16 protein-coding genes are annotated in these 17,692 nt (G+C 62.8%); 11 read left to right on the top strand and 5 right to left on the bottom strand.

Annotated elements, in window-relative coordinates; all coding sequences use genetic code 11:
• Positions 1-10: 10 nt before the first annotated feature.
• Positions 11-1,633: an ATP-binding response regulator gene (locus PPA02S_RS05940; RefSeq protein ID WP_028634003.1), complete on the bottom strand. Its 1,623-nt coding sequence runs from the start codon at positions 1,631-1,633 to the stop codon at positions 11-13.
• 113 nt (positions 1,634-1,746) lie between these two features.
• Between PPA02S_RS05940 and PPA02S_RS05935 the strand changes: the two genes are divergently transcribed.
• Complete coding sequence (locus PPA02S_RS05935) at positions 1,747-2,361, top strand: LuxR C-terminal-related transcriptional regulator (RefSeq protein ID WP_028634004.1); 615 nt, start codon at positions 1,747-1,749, stop codon at positions 2,359-2,361.
• 148 nt (positions 2,362-2,509) lie between these two features.
• A complete protein-coding gene (locus PPA02S_RS22965) occupies positions 2,510-2,680 on the top strand; it encodes a hypothetical protein (RefSeq protein ID WP_154660081.1) in 171 nt (56 codons plus the stop codon).
• A 22-nt stretch (positions 2,681-2,702) separates the two neighbouring features.
• Here PPA02S_RS22965 and PPA02S_RS05930 read toward each other — a convergent pair whose 3' ends face one another.
• A complete protein-coding gene (locus PPA02S_RS05930) occupies positions 2,703-2,972 on the bottom strand; it encodes a DUF6555 family protein (protein ID WP_028634005.1) in 270 nt (89 codons plus the stop codon).
• Positions 2,973-3,220: 248 nt separating this feature from the next.
• On the opposite strand from PPA02S_RS05930, the gene PPA02S_RS05925 reads away from it, so the two are divergent.
• Complete coding sequence (locus tag PPA02S_RS05925; protein WP_028634006.1) at positions 3,221-7,360, top strand: CheR family methyltransferase; 4,140 nt, start codon at positions 3,221-3,223, stop codon at positions 7,358-7,360.
• Between the two features lie 91 nt (positions 7,361-7,451).
• The gene (locus PPA02S_RS05920; protein WP_028634007.1) at positions 7,452-7,850 is read left to right on the top strand and encodes an NUDIX hydrolase; all 399 of its coding nucleotides are present in this window, start codon (positions 7,452-7,454) and stop codon (positions 7,848-7,850) included.
• Positions 7,851-7,871: 21 nt separating this feature from the next.
• On the opposite strand, the gene PPA02S_RS05915 is transcribed toward PPA02S_RS05920, so the two are convergent.
• Positions 7,872-8,423 (bottom strand): ATP-dependent Clp protease proteolytic subunit, encoded by a 552-nt coding sequence (locus PPA02S_RS05915; protein WP_028634008.1) that lies wholly within the window; start codon positions 8,421-8,423, stop codon positions 7,872-7,874.
• A 181-nt stretch (positions 8,424-8,604) separates the two neighbouring features.
• Here PPA02S_RS05915 and PPA02S_RS05910 point away from each other — a divergent pair, with 181 nt between their 5' ends.
• From PPA02S_RS05910 to PPA02S_RS05895, 4 genes are read left to right on the top strand one after another with little or no spacing between them, the layout of a single operon-like run.
• Complete coding sequence (locus tag PPA02S_RS05910) at positions 8,605-9,522, top strand: DUF72 domain-containing protein (RefSeq protein WP_028634009.1); 918 nt, start codon at positions 8,605-8,607, stop codon at positions 9,520-9,522.
• Positions 9,519-10,304: an endonuclease/exonuclease/phosphatase family protein gene (locus PPA02S_RS05905; protein ID WP_028634010.1), complete on the top strand. Its 786-nt coding sequence runs from the start codon at positions 9,519-9,521 to the stop codon at positions 10,302-10,304. Before PPA02S_RS05910 ends, PPA02S_RS05905 begins: the two co-directional genes overlap by 4 nt.
• Positions 10,301-11,503 carry a cardiolipin synthase ClsB gene (gene clsB / locus PPA02S_RS05900; protein WP_028634011.1) on the top strand — a complete coding sequence of 401 codons (1,203 nt, stop codon included), beginning with the start codon at positions 10,301-10,303 and terminating at the stop codon, positions 11,501-11,503. Before PPA02S_RS05905 ends, clsB begins: the two co-directional genes overlap by 4 nt.
• Entirely contained in the window at positions 11,503-12,456 is a 954-nt protein-coding gene (locus PPA02S_RS05895; RefSeq protein ID WP_028634012.1) for a lysylphosphatidylglycerol synthase domain-containing protein, read from the top strand. The genes clsB and PPA02S_RS05895 overlap by 1 nt, the downstream gene beginning before the upstream one ends.
• A gap of 80 nt (positions 12,457-12,536) precedes the next feature.
• Here PPA02S_RS05895 and PPA02S_RS05890 read toward each other — a convergent pair whose 3' ends face one another.
• Positions 12,537-12,761 (bottom strand): metallothionein, encoded by a 225-nt coding sequence (locus tag PPA02S_RS05890; protein ID WP_028634013.1) that lies wholly within the window; start codon positions 12,759-12,761, stop codon positions 12,537-12,539.
• On the bottom strand, positions 12,758-13,222 hold the full coding sequence (locus tag PPA02S_RS05885; protein WP_028634014.1) for a hypothetical protein: 465 nt from the start codon (positions 13,220-13,222) through the stop codon (positions 12,758-12,760). The genes PPA02S_RS05890 and PPA02S_RS05885 overlap by 4 nt, the downstream gene beginning before the upstream one ends.
• Positions 13,223-13,367: 145 nt before the next feature.
• Here PPA02S_RS05885 and ligD point away from each other — a divergent pair, with 145 nt between their 5' ends.
• The 3 genes from ligD to PPA02S_RS05870 are packed head-to-tail and all read left to right on the top strand — an operon-like array spanning position 13,368 to position 17,684.
• A complete protein-coding gene (gene ligD / locus PPA02S_RS05880) occupies positions 13,368-15,857 on the top strand; it encodes a DNA ligase D (RefSeq protein ID WP_028634015.1) in 2,490 nt (829 codons plus the stop codon).
• A 31-nt stretch (positions 15,858-15,888) separates the two neighbouring features.
• Positions 15,889-16,932 carry an acyl-CoA dehydrogenase family protein gene (locus PPA02S_RS05875; protein ID WP_028634016.1) on the top strand — a complete coding sequence of 348 codons (1,044 nt, stop codon included), beginning with the start codon at positions 15,889-15,891 and terminating at the stop codon, positions 16,930-16,932.
• Positions 16,929-17,684 (top strand): PIG-L deacetylase family protein, encoded by a 756-nt coding sequence (locus tag PPA02S_RS05870; RefSeq protein ID WP_028634017.1) that lies wholly within the window; start codon positions 16,929-16,931, stop codon positions 17,682-17,684. Before PPA02S_RS05875 ends, PPA02S_RS05870 begins: the two co-directional genes overlap by 4 nt.
• The last annotated feature ends 8 nt before the right edge of the window (positions 17,685-17,692 follow it).

The following is a 17,692-nucleotide window of genomic DNA, read 5'->3' as shown; positions in this document are numbered from 1 at the left end:
CAGCGCTGGTTTAACCGACCGGCGCCGCCGAACCTTCGCGCAACGTGCGCAGGGCGGCCCGCAGCTCGGCTGGGCGCACGGGTTTGGACAGTACCGCGATGTCGCGACCCTGCACCACTGCCTGGATTCTGTCCGGGTCATGGCCGGTCATGATCAGCGCTGGTACTGCCCACCCCCGCTGCGCCCGCAACCGTTCAATGCAATCCACACCGGTCGCCTCTTGTCCCAGGTCATAGTCCGCCACGATCACGTCGCAGTCACGGTTGGTGACCTGCGCCGAACTGTGCGCAGCCACCTCGCATCCCCAGCGCTGCAGCAGCCCGGTGGTCGCGCGCAACACGTTGTGGTCATCCTCGATCAGGCACACGCGCAAGCCGCTCAGCATGCCGGGTGCTGCCAGTGTCTGTTCGGTAACGGCCTTTTGGGTTTGCGCAGCCAGGCGCGGCAAGCCTTGCAGGGCCAGTGTGGTGCCATGCCCCAGCCGCGAGCGCAATTGCACGTGCAAACCCATCAACCGGCCCAGCCTGCGCACAATCGACAGGCCCAGCCCCACGCCTTCGATGTCCTTGTCACGCACCTGCCGTACCCGATAGAACTCTTCGAAGACCAGCGCCTGGTGCGCCGGGTCGATCCCCCTGCCCTGGTCGCAGATGACAATGGCCAGCCCGTTACCACAGCGCCTTACGGCAATCAGCAGTGGGCGTTGCGCGGCGTACTTGAAGCTGTTGGACAGCACGTTCTGCACCATGGTGGCCAGCATCCCGCGGTCAGCCCGTGTCCAGTGGGTGCAGGGGCGCAGGCGCATGTCCACGCCGGCCCACCGGGCTGCTTCGGCGTTCTGGCGCAACAGCTCGGCCAGAAATTCGCCCAGCGCAAAGGTTTCGTAGCGAGGCTGCACACGGCCGTTGTCCAGGGTGTACAGGTCGAGAATCGAACGGAACAGCTGCGACACGTTCAACAGCGAGCGGTCGATGCTGTCCACCAAGCTGCGCTCTTCTTCCCCCAGCCGTGCCTCGCGCAGGCACGCCGTGAACAGGCTGATGGAGTGAATCGGCTGGCGCAGGTCATGGCTGGCCTGGGCCAGAAAACGCGATTTTTCGCGGTTGGCCGCCGCCGCCTGCTCCGAGGCCTTGCGGGTGCGTTCCAGCAGCAAGTGGGCGTAGCCGGGTATCACCGTGCTGGTGACCAGCAGCATCAGCACCATGAACGGGTTGGCCTGCCAGTACGGGGTAATCTGGTACACGGCCAGCAGCGCCACCAGCGCAAGGCCGGTAGCAATCGCCAGGTAGCGCGAGCCAAAGCGCATGCCGTTGCCCAGGTTCACCCACACCATCACTGCATACAGCGGCAATGCGGGCTCTCCGCCTACCACAAGGCCAAAGCAGGTGCCGGTGTAGTCATGCACCATGCCCAGCACCCGCCGCCAGGGGTAGTGGCCGGGCCAGCGGGCGATGGCCTGGCGCAAAGCCACCGACACCAACAGAAAAATGAAAATGTAGCAGCTTACGGTGAGATGGACGCCAGGCGTGCTGCCGGGCAGAAACACCAGCAGGCTGACGTACACCAGTGCACAACTGCCCACCACCAGGCGCAGGTTCGCTTGGTCCAGTTCAGTGTTCTTGTCCAGTTCCATGGGCATTGTCCTTTCCGTGCGGCTGAATCAAGCGAGTGCGAGCAGGCCCTTCCTGGAGGGGATGCTAAGTTAACATGGTTGGATCCAACCGCGGCCATAGGGAGTTGCCAAGCGTGAAGTGTCGCATCATTGTGGCGGATGACCATCCGCTGTTCAGGGAAGCCATGGTGCGCACCGTGCAGCGCGTGCTGCCGGGTGCCTGCGTGGAAGAAGCAGGGAGGCTGGACGAGGTGATCGCCCTGGCCGTGGTCGGGGACGTGCCAGATACGCTGATACTGGACCTGCGTTTCCCTGGTTTGACGGATATCGCCAGCCTGGCGCAGCTGCGCCGGCAGTGGCAGCGCACTACGCTGATCATCGTGTCCATGGTGGATGACCCGATGATCATCGAGCAGGTCATGGCCACAGGCGTGGACGGGTTTATTGGCAAGAGCCTGGGCGCTGATGAAATCGGGGCGGCCATCCTGGCCATTCGCCAGGGCGATGTGCTGGTCCGGTACCTGCCTTCAGGGTTGCTGCCCAGCCTCGACGCCGAGCAGGGCGTGGAGCAGCTCACCCAGCGTCAGCAGGAAGTGCTGCAACTCATTGCCCAAGGCAAGACCAACAAGGAAATCGCCAAGGAATTGGACATCTCGCCGTTCACCGTGCGCATCCATGTGTCATCACTGTTGAAAGCGTTGAACGTCAGCTCCCGCACCGCTGCCGCAGTCAAGTACACCGGCAGTTGAACCGTTGGTCCGGCTTGAGCCAACTGACGGGGACCTCTCACACATTAAGCGCTTCTCACACTATGAGAGGTCATCGGTGGCTTGGCCTCTCACTCCTGTGTTGGCCCGCCCATAGGCGGGCCCTTTTACCCGGACGGAGGGCGCAAACATGAGTACCAGGCACTGGATGGGTGGCGGTAACGTGCAGGATGATTGGCCGGAACTCGAACCAGACCGGCGTAACGACCGGGTGGATGACCCTGACACAGACCCTGGCATAGCAGATGACGAGCAAAACCGGCCAGCGGTGCCTGCCAGTGATCCGGAGTCAGGGGCCTGACAGGGCGTTATTAAAGGTGGTTTCAGGCAGTGGTCGCCGGGTCTTCAACTGACTGGTTGGGCTTGCTGCCTGAAATACGCCAGCTCACGTCGGTGACGCCATACCGTTCAGCCATTGGCCGGCTGACCTTGCGGATCTTCTCGCGCCCGAATTTCGGGATGATGCCAATCCCGGCATCACAGCTTGCCCAATGCCACGCCTCTGCATTGTCCATGCGCTCCAGGCGGATGATGAAACTGCGCAGCTCCCCGTGAAGCTTGTAGTCGATGATGTACAGCTGGGGACTAGGCATCGCTCGACCCTCCTCTTTTCCATGGATGACCCAAGGATGGAGTCTTGGGACTGGCCAAAAATTCCATCGGATGTGAAGCCTGGGCTGCACAGCGCCCCCGGCGCGCCAGGATGCCAAAAACTTGCAGGCCAACCATTGGCGTAATATCAGAGCGCTCGCGAATCCCCAGGCGCGGTGCCTATAATGGCCGCCTTCCTGCCCGGCGATGCGTCGATGGGCTGTCTGTCAGGTCTGTACAAGGCACCGCCATGAAGTCGACCGCTAACCAGCCCGCCGCGCCCCACCCGTCGAATCTCAGCCCCAGCCACTTGGACTTCCCCGTGGTCGGCATCGGCGCCTCGGCGGGTGGCATGGAGGCCATCTGCACCCTGTTCCGGCAAATGCCGGCTGACTCCGGCATGGCCTTTGTCATCGTGCTGCACCTGTCGCCCGACCATCAAAGCGTCGCCGACCGCATCATCCAGGAAACCACCAGCATGCCAGTGCGCCAGGTCACCGAGCCGGTGCCTATCGAGCGCAACCACGTCTACGTCATTTCGCCTGCCAATCGGCTGTCGACCAACGACGGTTATCTGCGTGTAGCGCCGGCCAACCGTCGCCGCGGCGATCACGTGGCGATCGACCTGTTTTTCCGTGACCTGGCCGACGTGCACAAGGACCATGCGTTCTGCGTCGTGTTGTCCGGTACCGGCGCGGACGGCGCGGTGGGCCTCTCGCGTATCAAGGAGCAAGGCGGCGTGACCCTGGTGCAGAGCCCGGACGATGCGCAATACGACAGCATGCCCCGGGCCGCCATCGAGACCGGCCTGGTGGATGTGGTGCTGCCGGCTGCGGAACTGGCGCAGAAACTCATGGAGCTGTGGCACAATGCCTGCCAGGTGAAGCTGCCCCGCATTGACGACGACACGCTGCCACCTGCCCTGGGTACTCGGGCAGGCGACCCGCAAGCCTCCGAGCCCCTGCTTGAGGAAATACTGCTGCAACTGCGCAGCGTCACCGGCCACGACTTCCAGCATTACAAACGCGCGACCGTGCTGCGCCGTATCGAACGGCGCCTGCACGTCACCGGTCAGCCCGACCTGGCCGCGTACCTGCATTACCTTGAAGAACACCAGGACGAGTCGGCAGCCCTGCTCGCCGACATGCTGATTGGCGTTACCAATTTCTTCCGCGACCGGGAAGCCTTCGAGGCCCTGGAGCGGCACGTGTTGCCACAGCTGGTCAGCGAACCGGACCCCAGCGAAGGTGCAGGCGAGATTCGCATCTGGTCTGCCGGCTGCTCCACCGGCGAAGAAGCGTACAGCCTTGCAATCCTTGCCTGCGAGCAACTTGCCGTGGAACAGCGCGCCAGCCAGGTGCAGGTGTTCGCCACCGACCTGGACGAACGGGCCATCGTCAATGCCCGCCAGGGGTCGTACCCGGAATCGATCGTGACCGACGTGCCGCCTTCCCGGCTACGCCAGTTCTTCGTCAGGGAAGACCAGCACTACCACGTGCGCAAGGAAATCCGCGAGAAGGTGCTGTTTGCGCGGCACAACCTGCTGTCTGATCCACCGTTCTCGCAGTTGAACCTGATCGTCTGCCGCAACCTGCTCATCTACCTCGACCGGGAGATCCAGAAGGACATCCTGCGGATGTTCCATTTTGCCCTGCGCCCGGGCGGCTTCCTGTTTCTGGGCACATCAGAGTCCGCCGAACTCGCCAGTGAGCTGTTTGCCGTGGTCGACAAACGCAACCGTATTTACCGTGCGCGCGAAGTCAACCATAGCAACCCGCGTTCCGGCCGCCAGTTGACGGGGGCCGACCTGCCCAACCTGCAGGTGCGTATTCCAGGCAAGGCAAAAGCAGCACGCAAGCCTGATTTCGCCGAAGTGCACCATCGGGCGTTGGCGCGATGCACCCCACCCAGCCTCATCATCGACGGCGAAGGCACCATCCTGCACCTGAGTGAAGGGGTTGGCCGCTACATGCAGCTAGGTGGCGGCGAGCTGAGCCGTAACCTGCTCAACCTGGTGTTGCCCAGCTTGCGCCTGGCCCTGCGCAGTTCGTTATTCCAGGCACGCCAGGGTAGCGAAGCCGTCACTTCCCGGCCGGTTGACCTGGGCGAAGGTGAACAGCGCTCCCAGGTGGAAATAACGGTTCAGCCCCACAAGGATGAGTTCAGCACCGGCGAGTACCTGCTGGTGGTGTTCGACGAGCGCGCGCCAGACCTGTCGCTCCCGTTGCCGGGCGCCATCCGCCAAACCGACAGCATGGTGCTGAACAACCTTGAGCGCGAACTGCAGCGCACGCGCCTGCAATTGCAGGAAACCATTGAGCAGTCGGAAGTTTCCAGCGAAGAGTTGACCGCTTCCAACGAAGAGATGCAGGCGATCAACGAGGAGCTGCGCTCGGCCAGCGAAGAGCTGGAAACCAGCAAGGAAGAGCTGCAGTCCATCAACGAGGAGCTGCTGACGGTCAATTACGAGCTGAAGAACAAGGTCGAGGAAACCGACAAGGTCAACGACTACCTCAGCAACCTGATCGCCAGTACCGATATCGCCACGGTGTTTGTCGACCGCAATCTGCACATCCGCTGGTTCACCCCCCGTGCTACCGACCTGTTCAACATGCTGCCGGTGGACACCGGCCGCTCCCTGCTCGACATCACCCACCGGCTGGACTACCCCGCCTTGGGGGATGATGCCCGGGCCGTGGTCAAAGGCGAGCACATCATCGAGCGGGAAATTGGCGGCAAGGACCAGCACTGGTACCTGGCGCGGTTGCTGCCCTACCGCTCCAGCGAAAAGAAGATCGACGGCGCGGTACTCACCTTCATCGACATCAGCAAGAGCCGCGCCGCCGAAGAGCGCGTACGCCTGGGCGAAGAGCGCATGCGGGTGGTGGCCGAAAGCACCCATGAATTTGCCATCATTCTGCTGGATGAACAGGGCCTGATCACCGACTGGAACACCGGTGCCACGCTGATTTTCGGCCACAGCAAGGCCGAGGTGATGGGCCAGCACTACCAGCTCATCTTCACTGAAGAAGACTGCCAGCACGGTGTGCCCGAGCACGAACTGCACGCCGCCCGGGTGAATGGCCGGGGCCAGGACGAGCGTTGGCATGTGCGCAAGGACGGCAGCCGCTTCTTTTCCAGCGGTGAAATCTCACGCCTCAAAGGCAGCTCCCTGCGCGGCTTCGTCAAGATCGCCCGCGACCTCACCGGCCTCAAACGGCTGCATGACGAGCAGAGCAAGCAGTTGGCCGAATCGCAGAGCAACAGCCACCTGAAGGATGAGTTCTTCGCCATCATGTCGCACGAGCTCAAGCACCCGCTCAACCTCATCCAGCTCAACGCCGAGATCCTTCGGCGCTTGCCATCCGTGGTGCACATGGGCGCTGCGAGCAAGGCGGTGGCGACCATTCGTGATGCGGTCACCAGCCAGGCACGCATCATCGATGACCTGCTGGATGTGGCGCGCATTCGCACCGGCAAACTCAAGCTCAAGACCGAGCCCGTGGATGTGTCGGCCATCGTGCAAGGCATCCACGCCGTGGTAGTGAGTGAGCAGCCGGCCTCGGGCGTGCTGCTGGAGCTGCCAGCCGACGGTTTGCCGCTGTATATCGACGGCGACAACACCCGCCTGGAACAGGTGATCTGGAACCTGTTGAACAACGCCATCAAGTTCAGCCCGCCCGGCAGCCCGATCCGCCTGGCGCTGAGCCACGACGAGGCGAAGGTATCGCTGCGCGTCATCGACCAGGGCATCGGCCTCACGCCAGATAGCCTGGAGCACATCTTCGACCTGTTCAGCCAGGCTGCGCCCCAAGGGGGGCACCCGGCCCGCGAGGGCCTGGGCATCGGGCTGTCGCTGGTGCGGCAACTGGTCGAAGCCCACGGCGGCACCGTGCATGCGCAGTCGGCTGGCATCGGCCAGGGGTGCACCTTTACCGTTACCCTGCCCTTGGCGCACGCCGGCCAGGTCACACCGGTGGCACCCAGCGACCCCGACACCGATGGCCGGCTGAGCGGCATCCATGTATTGCTGGTGGACGATTCGCCGGAGGTACTGGATGTGATGCAACAGTTGCTGGAAATGGAATGCGCCCGGGTAAGTGCCTTCAGTGACCCGCAACAGGCCCTGGCGGCCGCGCAAACGGGGCGTTACGACATCATCCTGTCCGATATCGGTATGCCGGTGATGGATGGCCATGCTCTGATTCGGGCACTCCGTGCGCTGGACCATCTGAAGCATGTCCCGGCAATTGCCCTGACGGGCTACGGGGCCAGCGCCGACCAGCACAAGTCTCGGCAATCCGGGTTCGACCGCCACCTGAACAAGCCGGTTGGCTACGACGAATTGGTAGAGGCTATCGAAAACCTGCACGGATCGGTGCCGTACTGACCGTTCGTCGGGATTGACGTGCCCTCAAGACACCAATGTGTGTCTCCTGGTGACTAATTCCTCATAGGAATATGCGTCACCAGGAGCCTGCATGAAATCGACCAAAGCCCGCGCCACCATCATCTGCCGCCATGGCAAGCACGGCCATAAATGGTTGTGGGTGCGCAAGCACAAAGCGCCGTGGACGCTGCCCGGCGGCAAGGTCGAACCCGGTGAGACACCTGCCCAGGCGGCGGAGCGTGAGTTGCTCGAAGAAACTGGCCTGCAGGCCATGAACCTCACGCTGCTGATGCGCCACGAGTCCACCGAACGGATGCATTACGTGTTCGAAGCAGAGTTTGACGACGCCCCAAAGCCTTGCGCCATGCACGAGATCGCTGACTTTCGCTTTGCCCATATCGACCATGTCGCGGCATTGAAAGGCGAAATAAAGGACCTTATACGCTCCTTGCTCGCCTGTGACGCCTCTACCGCTGCTTCTGTCCGTTAGCAGGCTGCCACAACGCGCTCGTCAGGCGTGAACACTCCATTGACACACGCCAGCCTCGATGGGCATCTCGTCTATCCCATGGATCAGACCACTGTCCAACGCTTCCTGCGGACCAAGTATGCGCGGGGCCGCCATTAGGTAACGGGGCACGTCCAGTACTTCACTGCCACCTTGGGTACGTTCCGAGACGATCTCTGCATACAGCCGCAGGTCGTAGTCCAGGCTCATCGCGTATTCGGCCATGCGCGCATGGTCGACGGAGCCGTGCAAGGTCCAGTGAAACGGGTGGAACAGGAACTTGCTGTGGGTACAGGCGGTACGGTGATCACCCGCCAGAAACAGGATATTGCCCATCGACTCCACGGTACCCAGGTTATGGGTATGCACACTGACAGGCAGGCCCCGCAAGTAGTTGTACAGGGTAAACCCGTAGCTGCATTCACCGCCCATGGTCGCGATGTTCAGTTGCAGCACCTCTGCGCCCTGGTTCAGAGCTTTTGTGCAGGTATTGATGAGGTTGCCGCACGTCGACGAGTTGATGGGGCCGGTGAAATGGATGATGTGTCTGGCCATGCCTGTCTCCAGAAGGCTCGTTTGAGTGCGTGGTGCATTGCCTTCTTGCTGAACGGTGGAAGCGCAGTGGCCGGCAAAGTTCAATCCACCCGCCATGCGCCGCTGGGCATCAGTGGCTGAACCACCGGGTAGCTGCATCGGTCGCATGGATGAACGGGGCGACAAGCAGTAAGGAGGGACCGTGAGCGACGTGCGCATTGGCATTTCAGGGTGGCGCTATGGCCCATGGCGCAAGGATTTCTACCCCCAGGGCTTGCGGCAGGACGATGAACTCGCCTTCGCCTCACGGGCGGTGAACACCATCGAGATAAACGGCTCGTTTTACAGCCTGCAAACACCTGAGCGGTATCTTGGCTGGGCCCAGGCCACGCCCGATGATTTCGTGTTTTCAGTCAAGGCGCCGCGCTATATCACCCATGTGCGCCGGTTGAAGGACATCAAGGAGCCGCTGGCCAACTTCTTTGCGTCAGGGCCGCTCATGTTGGGCGACAAGTTAGGCCCGTTCTTGTGGCAGTTCCCGCCCAACATGCAGTTCGATCAAGCCCGCTTCGCCGAGTTCTTCCAACTGTTGCCCCACGACCGGGCCGCGGCCCGGCGTTGTGCCAAAAACTGCAGTGAACGGCTCAAGGGCAACGGCGGTGCTGAGATCACCGGCAATACACCCTTGCGCCACGCGGTTGAGGTGCGCCACGACAGTTTCATGTGCGACGCCTTCGTCGACCTGCTGCGCGCCCACAAGCTTGCCCTGGTGGTGGCCGATAGCGCAGGCAAGTGGCCCTATGCCGAGGACCTTACGGCTGACTTCGTGTACATGCGGTTGCATGGCGATGTGGAGCTGCACAGCAGCGGCTATACGGTTGCCGCCCTGCGCCGCTGGAAGCACCGCATCGAGCGATGGACCAAGGGCGACCAGGCGGACGACGCACGGCTGATCGTACCGGGCCCACCGCCCCGCAAGGCATCGCGTGACGTGTACTGCTACTTCGATAACGATCAAAAGGTCCACGCCCCCTATGACGCACGGCGCCTGCTGGAAAAACTGCACCTGGACCACGACCTGATGACCGAACCCGGTACTGAACCTGAGGTAGAGCTTTGAATTCGACGCTATCTGCGCCCCACCCCGCCGCCGAGAGCCGCACAGCCGTGCATCGGTTGAATGTGCTCACGCTTAACGTGCACAAGGGTTTTACCTTTTTCAACCGGCGTTTCATCCTGCCGGAGCTGCGGGAGGCGGTAAGGGCCACCGGTGCAGACCTTGTTTTTCTCCAGGAGGTGCATGGCAGCCATGCGCAGCACGCGCTGCGCCACCCCGGCTGGCCGGCCTCCCCCCAGTACGAGTTTCTGGCCGACAGCATGTGGCCGCAGTTTGCCTACGGCCGCAATGCCGTGTACCCCCATGGCGATCACGGTAACGCGCTGCTGTCCAAGTTCCCGATCCTGCGCTCGCAGAACCTCGACGTGACCGTGCAAGGCACCGAGGAGCGCGGCCTGCTGCACTGCCAACTGCAGGTGCCCGGGCACGATGAGGTGCATGCCATTTGCGTGCACCTGGGCCTGCGGGAAGCCCACCGGCAGAGCCAGGTGAAACTGCTGCTGGCCTTGCTGGAGCGCTTGCCGGCCAAAGCCCCCGTGATCATCGCCGGCGATTTCAACGACTGGCGGCTGAAGGCTGACGCGGTGCTGTCGCAGTCGCTGGTAGAGGCGTTCGGTGAGCGCTTCGGTGCGCCGGCACGCACCTTTCCCGCGCGCCTGCCGCTGCTGCGGCTGGACCGCATCTACGTGCGCAACGGTATGCCGGCCAAGGCCCAGGTGCTGTCCAATTACCCGTGGTCGCACTTGTCCGACCACGCCCCTCTGGCTGCGGAGATCAGTGTGTGAAAAGACCTTGGGTAGAGGGCAACAGCGTCGAACTGTTGATCAATGGCGAGGCGTACTACCCCCGGGTTTTCGAGGCCATGGCCCAGGCCCGGGAAGAGATCCTGCTGGAAACCTTCATCATCTACGACGACAAGGTGGGCCAGCAGCTGCAACGGGTGCTGGCGGATGCTGCCCGCCGTGGTGTGCGAGTCGAGGTGGTGGCTGACGGTTACGGCACGGCAGATTTGCCGGCCGATTTCATTGCGGCCATGACCGATGCCGGCGTGCGTTTCCACCTCTTCGACCCGCAACCGCGCCTGGCAGGCATGCGGACCAACCTGTTCAGGCGGCTGCACCGCAAGATCGTGGTGATCGATGGCCAGCGCGCCTTCATCGGCGGGATCAACTACAGCGCCGATCACCTCGGTGATTTCGGGCCCATGGCCAAACAGGATTACGCCGTTGAAGTCACAGGGCCTGTGGTCGCACAGGTGCACGCGGTGAGCCGTCGGCTGATGTCCCCGGTGCTGGAACCGCCGAGTGACGTGCGCCCTGTCACCGCCCCCACTGGCGATATCACTGCCGTGCTGGTGGAGCGTGATAACGGGCAACGCAGCACCGCCATAGAAGCGTATTACCTCGAAGCACTGCGCAACGCGCGTTCACGTATCGTGGTGGCCAACGCCTATTTTTTCCCGGGCTACCGGCTGCTGCGTGAACTGCGTAACGCCGCACGGCGGGGTGTAGAGGTCACGCTGATCATGCAGGGCGAGCCGGACATGCGCTGGGTACGTGCACTGTCGCGCTTGCTCTACAACTACCTGCTGCGCGATGGCGTGCGTATACACGAATATTGCCGCCGCCCCCTGCACGGCAAGGTGGCCTTGGTCGATGACCAGTGGGCTACGGTGGGCTCCAGCAACCTCGACCCCCTGAGCCTGTCATTCAACCTGGAAGCCAACCTGTTTATCCGCGACCACGCCTTCAACCAGCAGCTGTACCAGCACTTGCAGTCGCTGGCCAGTGAGCAGTGCAAGCCTGTGACCCTGGAGCGCATGATCCGGGGCTACTGGTGGCGTGCACCGTTGATTTTCTTGTGCTTCCACGCAGTGCGCCACTTCCCGCGCATTGCGGGCTGGTTTCCGGCCCACCGCAAGCGGCTGGAACCGCAGCAACCGGAAGTGGCCACCCAAGGCAACCTGAACGAGGGCAACACCTGATGGAGCGCAAGCGTTGGCAGACCTGGGCCAAGCGCCTGTTTACCGTGTTGTTCCTGATTCTGATCCCGGCACTGCTGTTCACGTTGGCGCGCAACCTGGACTGGAACGAGGTGCGCCAGTCGCTGATGGCCTACAAACCCAGCACCCTGGTGATTGGGCTGGTCATGGCGTTGTGCAGTTTCCTGATCTTCGCCAGCTACGACTTGCTGGCGCGTGCCTACACCGGCCACCGGCTGCCGGCCAGGCAAGTGCTGCCCATCGCGTTCGTGTGTTATGCGTTCAACCTCAACTTCACCACCTGGGTAGGCGGTGTTGCCCTGCGCTACCGCTTGTACGGGCGCCTGGGGCTGGACACCCCCACCATCACTCGCATCCTGACCTTGGGGCTGTTGACCAACTGGATGGGCTACATGTTGATCGCTGGCAGCGTGTTTGCCCTGCGTCTGGTAGAGCTGCCGTCCCACTGGGCAGTGGGCACGACCGGCCTGCAGATGATCGGCTTCCTGTTGCTGGCGGTGTCGTTAGGCTATGTACTGGCGTGCGGATTTGCGACGAAGCGTACCTGGCGCTGGCGCGAGCATGAACTCACCTTGCCCTCACTGCGCCTGGCGGTTTGCCAAGTGGTGCTGGGCGCCAGCAACTGGGCAATGATGGCGCTGCTTATCTTCTGGCTGTTGCCGGACGAGGCCTTCTACCCGTCGATTTTGGGCATTCTGTTGATCAGCTGCGTGGCGGGGGTGGTGGCCCACATCCCTGCCGGGTTGGGTGTGCTGGAAACCGTGTTTCTTGGCCTGCTGCAAGGGCAGATGGCCCAGGGCAGCCTGGTGGCAGCCCTGTTGGCTTACCGCACGCTGTACTACCTCATCCCCCTGGTATTGGCAGTGATCACTTACTTGGTGCTGGAGAAGCGTGCAAGGGCCATGCGTCAGCACGAGAAGCCTGCGCAGACATAAGCCATGGGGCAGATGGGGGGGGGAGTGGCTAGCAGCTAACGACCCCGCTTTGAGCAGCGGGGTCGCGTGGCAGCCTATGCTCAGGGCGAGATGGGGTCGCTGGCGGGGAAGGTTTCATCGAGCGCGTTATCGACGCTGCTCTCTTTCTTCTGGGCTACCTGTCCGCAGGTGCAGCCCGGCATGCGGCATGGGTCGCCACTGCGGTGGCCGGTGGCGCAGGCTTCACAGCAGTAGGCCTTGCCATTCTGCGGCACGGCATTGACCGTGCAGGAACATTCAGTGCAGGCGCATCGTAATTCGCTCATTGTGGGCTCCGGTCATCTTCGTCAACTACATCATCGCTCCATGGCTCGCCGTCCAGCGGCGCGGAGCGGGCCAGTTCAGCTTCATCCAGGCCGATACCACCACCAATTTCGTCGGCATCCACCTCGGTAAGCGCCATATCTGCCGGGCCGCCATGGCCGGGTTCGTGCGGGTCGCGCGCGCCGGTTTCATCCAGCAGCGTGTCAGGGCTCAGGTCATCGTAGGTCACGTTGTCTTCGTGCAGGCTGTCGGTCAGGGCCTCGCCCCCGGTCATGCCGCTTTCGGCCACGCGCTCAGCGGGGAACTCCTGCTCGATGTCACCTGCAGGCCGTTCATCACCCACCCGCCCTCGCCGCTCGTCCAGGCGTTCACTGAAATCCAGTTCGTGCACGCTGCCCATGCGGTCTTCAATGTTGTCGATCTCAGTGGGTGTGTAGGGCTTAGGGTCGTTTGGCTTGGCCATGTGGCGTCTCCTTCAAGTGGCTCACTTGTGGTCGACTCTGCCCGGCGCAGGAAGATTCAGAGTTTTTCCGGGCTATCCGATTTATTGAACTCCCTGTTCCACGGTTGCCTCCCAACACCAAGACACTCATGGTGTGGAGCCAGTGATGGCAAGGTCCCTAGCGGAATATGCACGCAAGCGCGATTTTGATGCCACGCCGGAGCCCAGTGGCCAAGGGGGCAAGCGCAAGCGCGCCCATGCCTTGCAGTTCTGCATCCAGAAACATGATGCCAGCCACCTCCACTACGATTTCCGCCTGGAACTTGAAGGCACGCTGAAGAGCTGGGCCATACCCAAAGGCCCTTCCCTGGACCCGAAAGTACGAAGGCTGGCGGTGCACGTAGAAGATCATCCGCTCGAGTACGCCAGCTTTGAGGGGCATATCCCTGAAGGCCACTACGGTGGCGGTGATGTCATTGTGTGGGACAGAGGCGTATGGGAGCCCGAAGGCAACCCGGCCGAGGCTTATGCCAAAGGCAAGCTGCGCTTCCGCTTGCAGGGCGAAAAGCTTGGCGGCGTGTGGAACCTGTTTCGCACACGGATGGCGGGCAAGAAAGAGCAGTGGATGCTGGTCAAATCCAATGACAGCCAGGCCCGCCCCGAAAGCGAGTACGTCGTGGTGGATGAGCAGCCCGACAGTGTGCTCAGTGACCGGACCTTGATACCGAAAGCCAAAGTGCCCAAAAAACCGAGAGCCAAGGCGGCTGCACGCAAGCCAACGGGCGCCGGGCTGCCGACAGCGCTTGAACCACAACTGGCAACCTTGGTTGAAACGGCGCCCCGTGGTGAATGGCGCTATGAGGTGAAGTTCGACGGCTACCGCATTCTCGCCCGTGTCGATGGGGAGGATATACGCCTGTTTACCCGTAACGGTCATGACTGGACCGCCAAGATGCCAGGCCAGGTCGCGGCGTTGCGTGCACTGGGGTTGGATTCAGCCTGGCTCGACGGCGAGATGGTGGTCAACGATGCCGAGGGAGTGGCCGATTTCCAGGCGCTGCAAAATGCGTTCGACACCGAGCAGGATGATGCCATTGTCTATTACGTCTTTGACCTGCTGTTCCTGGGCGGTGAAGACCTTCGTCCCCTGCCCTTGCAGCAACGTCGTGCAACCCTGCAACAGCTGCTACAACACAGTGCCGATGGGCGGCTGATGTATTCAGCAGATTTCGATCAGCCGGTCGATTCGTTGCTCCAAAGTGCCTGTCGCCTTGGGCTGGAAGGGCTTATCGGCAAACGCGCCGATAGCCCCTACCTGGGTAAGCGCAGCGCTGACTGGGTCAAGCTCAAGTGCGGTCGCCGCCAAGAGTTTGTAGTGGTTGGCTACACCGACCCCAAAGGTAGCCGGAAAGGCTTTGGCGCCTTGCTCCTGGCCCTGCATGACGGTGAAAAGCATCAGCTGCGCTATGCCGGCAAGGTGGGCACCGGGTTCAGCGCAGCAACGCTGGCCAGCCTGCGTGCCCGCCTCGAACCGTTGCAGGTGGCTGAGCCTGCGCTGGCCCACCCACCGACTGGCGCAGAGGCGCGGGGCGTTCACTGGCTGCAGCCAGTGCTGCTGGCAGAGGTCGCCTACGCGCAGATGACCCGTGACGGCATCGTTCGCCATGCGGTGTTCCATGGGCTACGGCACGATAAACCCGCCCGCCACATAGACCTGGAGCAACCCATGGCCGGCAAAAGCACCGCCAGGCGCAAAGCCACTGAGCTACCGGAAGATCTGGGCAAACTGCGCCTGACCCACCCGGACCGGGTGATCGACGCCACTACGGGCGTCACCAAGCGCGAAATTGCCCACTATTACGCTGCTGTCAGTGAGTGGATCATCCCGCAACTCAAGCACCGACCCGTGGCCTTGGTGCGTGCCCCCGATGGGCTTGAGGGTGAGCTGTTCTTTCAGAAGAACGCCGAGCAGTTTCACATCCCTCACCTGCGCAGCTACGACAAGGCCGAAGCAGGCCAGGCTGCCATGGTCATCAATCGGCCAGATTCCCTGTTGGGTGCCGTACAGATGAACATGCTTGAGCTGCACACCTGGAATGCAATCGATAGCAACTTCGACAAGCCGGACCGGTTCGTCCTGGACCTGGACCCTGACCCGGCGCTCCCCTGGAAAGCCATGCTGGAGGCTACCCAGCTGACCTTGACCCTGCTCGATGAACTAGGGCTCACCGTGTTCATCAAGACCAGCGGCGGTAAAGGCATTCATCTGGTGGTGCCGCTGACGCGCCGGGCGGGCTGGGAAGAGGTGAAAGCGTTCAGCCACGCTATCGTGACTTATCTAGCCCAGTTGTTCCCGGACCGACTGACGGCAGTCTCAGGCCCAAAAAACCGGGTGGGCCGCATTTTTATCGACTACCTGCGCAATGGCAAAGGTGCCACAACTGCCTGCGCCTATTCGCTGCGTGCCCGCGAAGGCCTGCCGGTTTCCGTGCCTATCTGGCGGGAAGAGCTGGCCCAGCTCAAGGCCGCCAATCAGTGGACCATCGCCAACCTCGCGCAGCGTCTAGCCGAGGTGGACGACCCCTGGGCAGCGCTGGGCAATACCCGGCAGTCCATTACCGCGCGCATGCGCCGACAATTGGGCCTGGAGCAATGATTGCCCAGTACCAAGCCAAGGAGGGACGCCAATGACCACCGCGCAGGACCTCGACCTGACTCACCTGGACCGCGTGCTGCGCCCCTTCGGCGAGCGCCCGCAACCGCTCAGCCTGGATACGCAATTGCCGCCACTGCTCCAGGCCCTGCAAGCCGATCATCTGGACCAGCTACCATTGCCCGGCCACGGTGACACGTTGCGGCGCTGGCAGACTCTTGCCCGGGTGGCCGGGTGCGATCTGGCCCTGGCGAAGCTTTACGAGGGCCATACCGATGCATTGGCGATCATGGCCGAATGTGGTGCCGCTCATTACGCTGAGAGCGGAATCTGGGGCGTGTGGGCGGCCGAGCCTCCTGACGCTCGAGCCATTATCGTTGCGCGGGATGGCACCCAGGTTCGCCTGGGCGGCCGCAAGGCCTGGTGCTCGGGTGCCCTACAGGTCGACCGGGCGCTGATCACGGCGTGGGACGAAGAAATGCGTCCGCAACTGGTCGCCATCGAGCTGTCACAGCCCGGCCAGGGCTTGAATAGCGAACGCTGGCAGGCGGTCGGCATGGCCACTACCGCCAGCGTTGAAATCAAATTCGACGATACACCGGGCGTGCTGGTCGGCCAGCCCGGCCAATACCTGTCACGGCCTGGCTTCTGGCACGGCGGCGGTGGTATCGCCGCCTGTTGGTATGGCGCCGCCGAGGCGTTGGCTGGCTACCTGCGCGAGCACTGCACCAAGCCGCACCCTGACCCCCACGCCGATGCGCACCTGGGCGCAGTGGATGCTGCGTTGTACGGCGCCAAGGCAGCCCTGCGTGCATGCGCCGCCTGGATCGACCAGCAGCCGCAAGCCGATGCCAGCTTGCAGGTGCGCCGTACCCGCGCGCAGGTCGAACAGGCGGTCGAACAGGTTATCAGCCACGTCGGCCGAGCCCTGGGGGCCACCCCGTTCTGCCGCAGCAGCCACTTCGCCCGGCTCAGCGCGGACCTGCCGGTGTTCATCCGCCAGAGCCACGCAGAGCGCGACCTGGCCGTGCTGGGCCAACAACTCACACAGGTACCCGCTGGAGTATGGCAGTTATGAGCGAAAACCTGATCGAAGAAAGCCCTGGCACGCCGTGGTCTGCCTGGCAGCAATCCGCCCATCTGGCCCGCGCCACGTGGCTGGATGCCCATCAGCTGTGTCCACCTGGGCGGCGCCTGGTGCTGATCGCCCCGCACCCGGACGACGAGATTCTCATGGCCGGCGGCCTGCTGGCCGGGTTCAGGGGGCGAGAGGAGGACCTGGTGCTTGTCTCGGCCACCGATGGCGAAGGCAGCCATCCTGGGTCCAGCCACTGGACCGAGCATCGCTTGCGCCGCCAGCGGCCTCAGGAAAGCCGCCTGGCGCTGCAGCAACTTAACCTGGACCCCGGCCGCCTGGACTGGCGACGGCTCAATCTCAAAGATGGCCAGCTGCCCCGCGAAGAAGCGTTTCTGGTCAGCCACCTCACGCAGCTGCTACGGCCTGACGATTTGCTGATGGCCACCTGGCGGGGCGATGGGCACTGCGATCACGAAGCGGTCGGCCGGGCGGCGGCCCAGGCAGCCCTTGCCCGCAAAGTGCAACTGGCCGAGGTGCCCGTCTGGGCCTGGCATTGGGCCCAGCCCGATGACCCCCGCCTGCCGTGGCCACGGGCCCATCGCTTGCAATTGGATGAAGGCCAGGTGGGGCGCAAGCGCAAGGCAATCGCCGCGCACGCCAGCCAGTTTGAACCGGATGGCTGCAACCCACCGGTGCTGCGCCCAGACTTGCTGGACTGCCTGTTGCAACCCTTCGAACTGGTCTTCCTGTGAATGGAGCT

Origin of the sequence: Pseudomonas parafulva NBRC 16636 = DSM 17004 (assembly GCF_000730645.1) — a bacterium.
GTDB lineage: Bacteria > Pseudomonadota > Gammaproteobacteria > Pseudomonadales > Pseudomonadaceae > Aquipseudomonas > Aquipseudomonas parafulva.
The sequence above is the reverse complement of the archived record's forward strand: the minus strand, read 5'-3'. Positions and strand labels throughout refer to the sequence as shown.

Bases quoted from the DNA above. Each gene is read 5' to 3' on its own strand.
- PPA02S_RS05940 (WP_028634003.1), bottom strand. From the start codon at position 1,633: ATGGAACTGGACAAGAACACTGAACTGGACCAAGCGAACCTGCGCCTG.
- PPA02S_RS05895 (WP_028634012.1), top strand. From the start codon at position 11,503: ATGGAGCGCAAGCGTTGGCAGACCTGGGCCAAGCGCCTGTTTACCGTG.
- PPA02S_RS05920 (WP_028634007.1), top strand. From the start codon at position 7,452: ATGAAATCGACCAAAGCCCGCGCCACCATCATCTGCCGCCATGGCAAG.
- PPA02S_RS05915 (WP_028634008.1), bottom strand. From the start codon at position 8,423: ATGGCCAGACACATCATCCATTTCACCGGCCCCATCAACTCGTCGACG.
- PPA02S_RS05890 (WP_028634013.1), bottom strand. From the start codon at position 12,761: ATGAGCGAATTACGATGCGCCTGCACTGAATGTTCCTGCACGGTCAAT.
- PPA02S_RS05885 (WP_028634014.1), bottom strand. From the start codon at position 13,222: ATGGCCAAGCCAAACGACCCTAAGCCCTACACACCCACTGAGATCGAC.
- PPA02S_RS05930 (WP_028634005.1), bottom strand. From the start codon at position 2,972: ATGCCTAGTCCCCAGCTGTACATCATCGACTACAAGCTTCACGGGGAG.
- PPA02S_RS05875 (WP_028634016.1), top strand. From the start codon at position 15,889: ATGACCACCGCGCAGGACCTCGACCTGACTCACCTGGACCGCGTGCTG.
- ligD (WP_028634015.1), top strand. From the start codon at position 13,368: ATGGCAAGGTCCCTAGCGGAATATGCACGCAAGCGCGATTTTGATGCC.
- PPA02S_RS05925 (WP_028634006.1), top strand. From the start codon at position 3,221: ATGAAGTCGACCGCTAACCAGCCCGCCGCGCCCCACCCGTCGAATCTC.
- PPA02S_RS05870 (WP_028634017.1), top strand. From the start codon at position 16,929: ATGAGCGAAAACCTGATCGAAGAAAGCCCTGGCACGCCGTGGTCTGCC.
- PPA02S_RS22965 (WP_154660081.1), top strand. From the start codon at position 2,510: ATGAGTACCAGGCACTGGATGGGTGGCGGTAACGTGCAGGATGATTGG.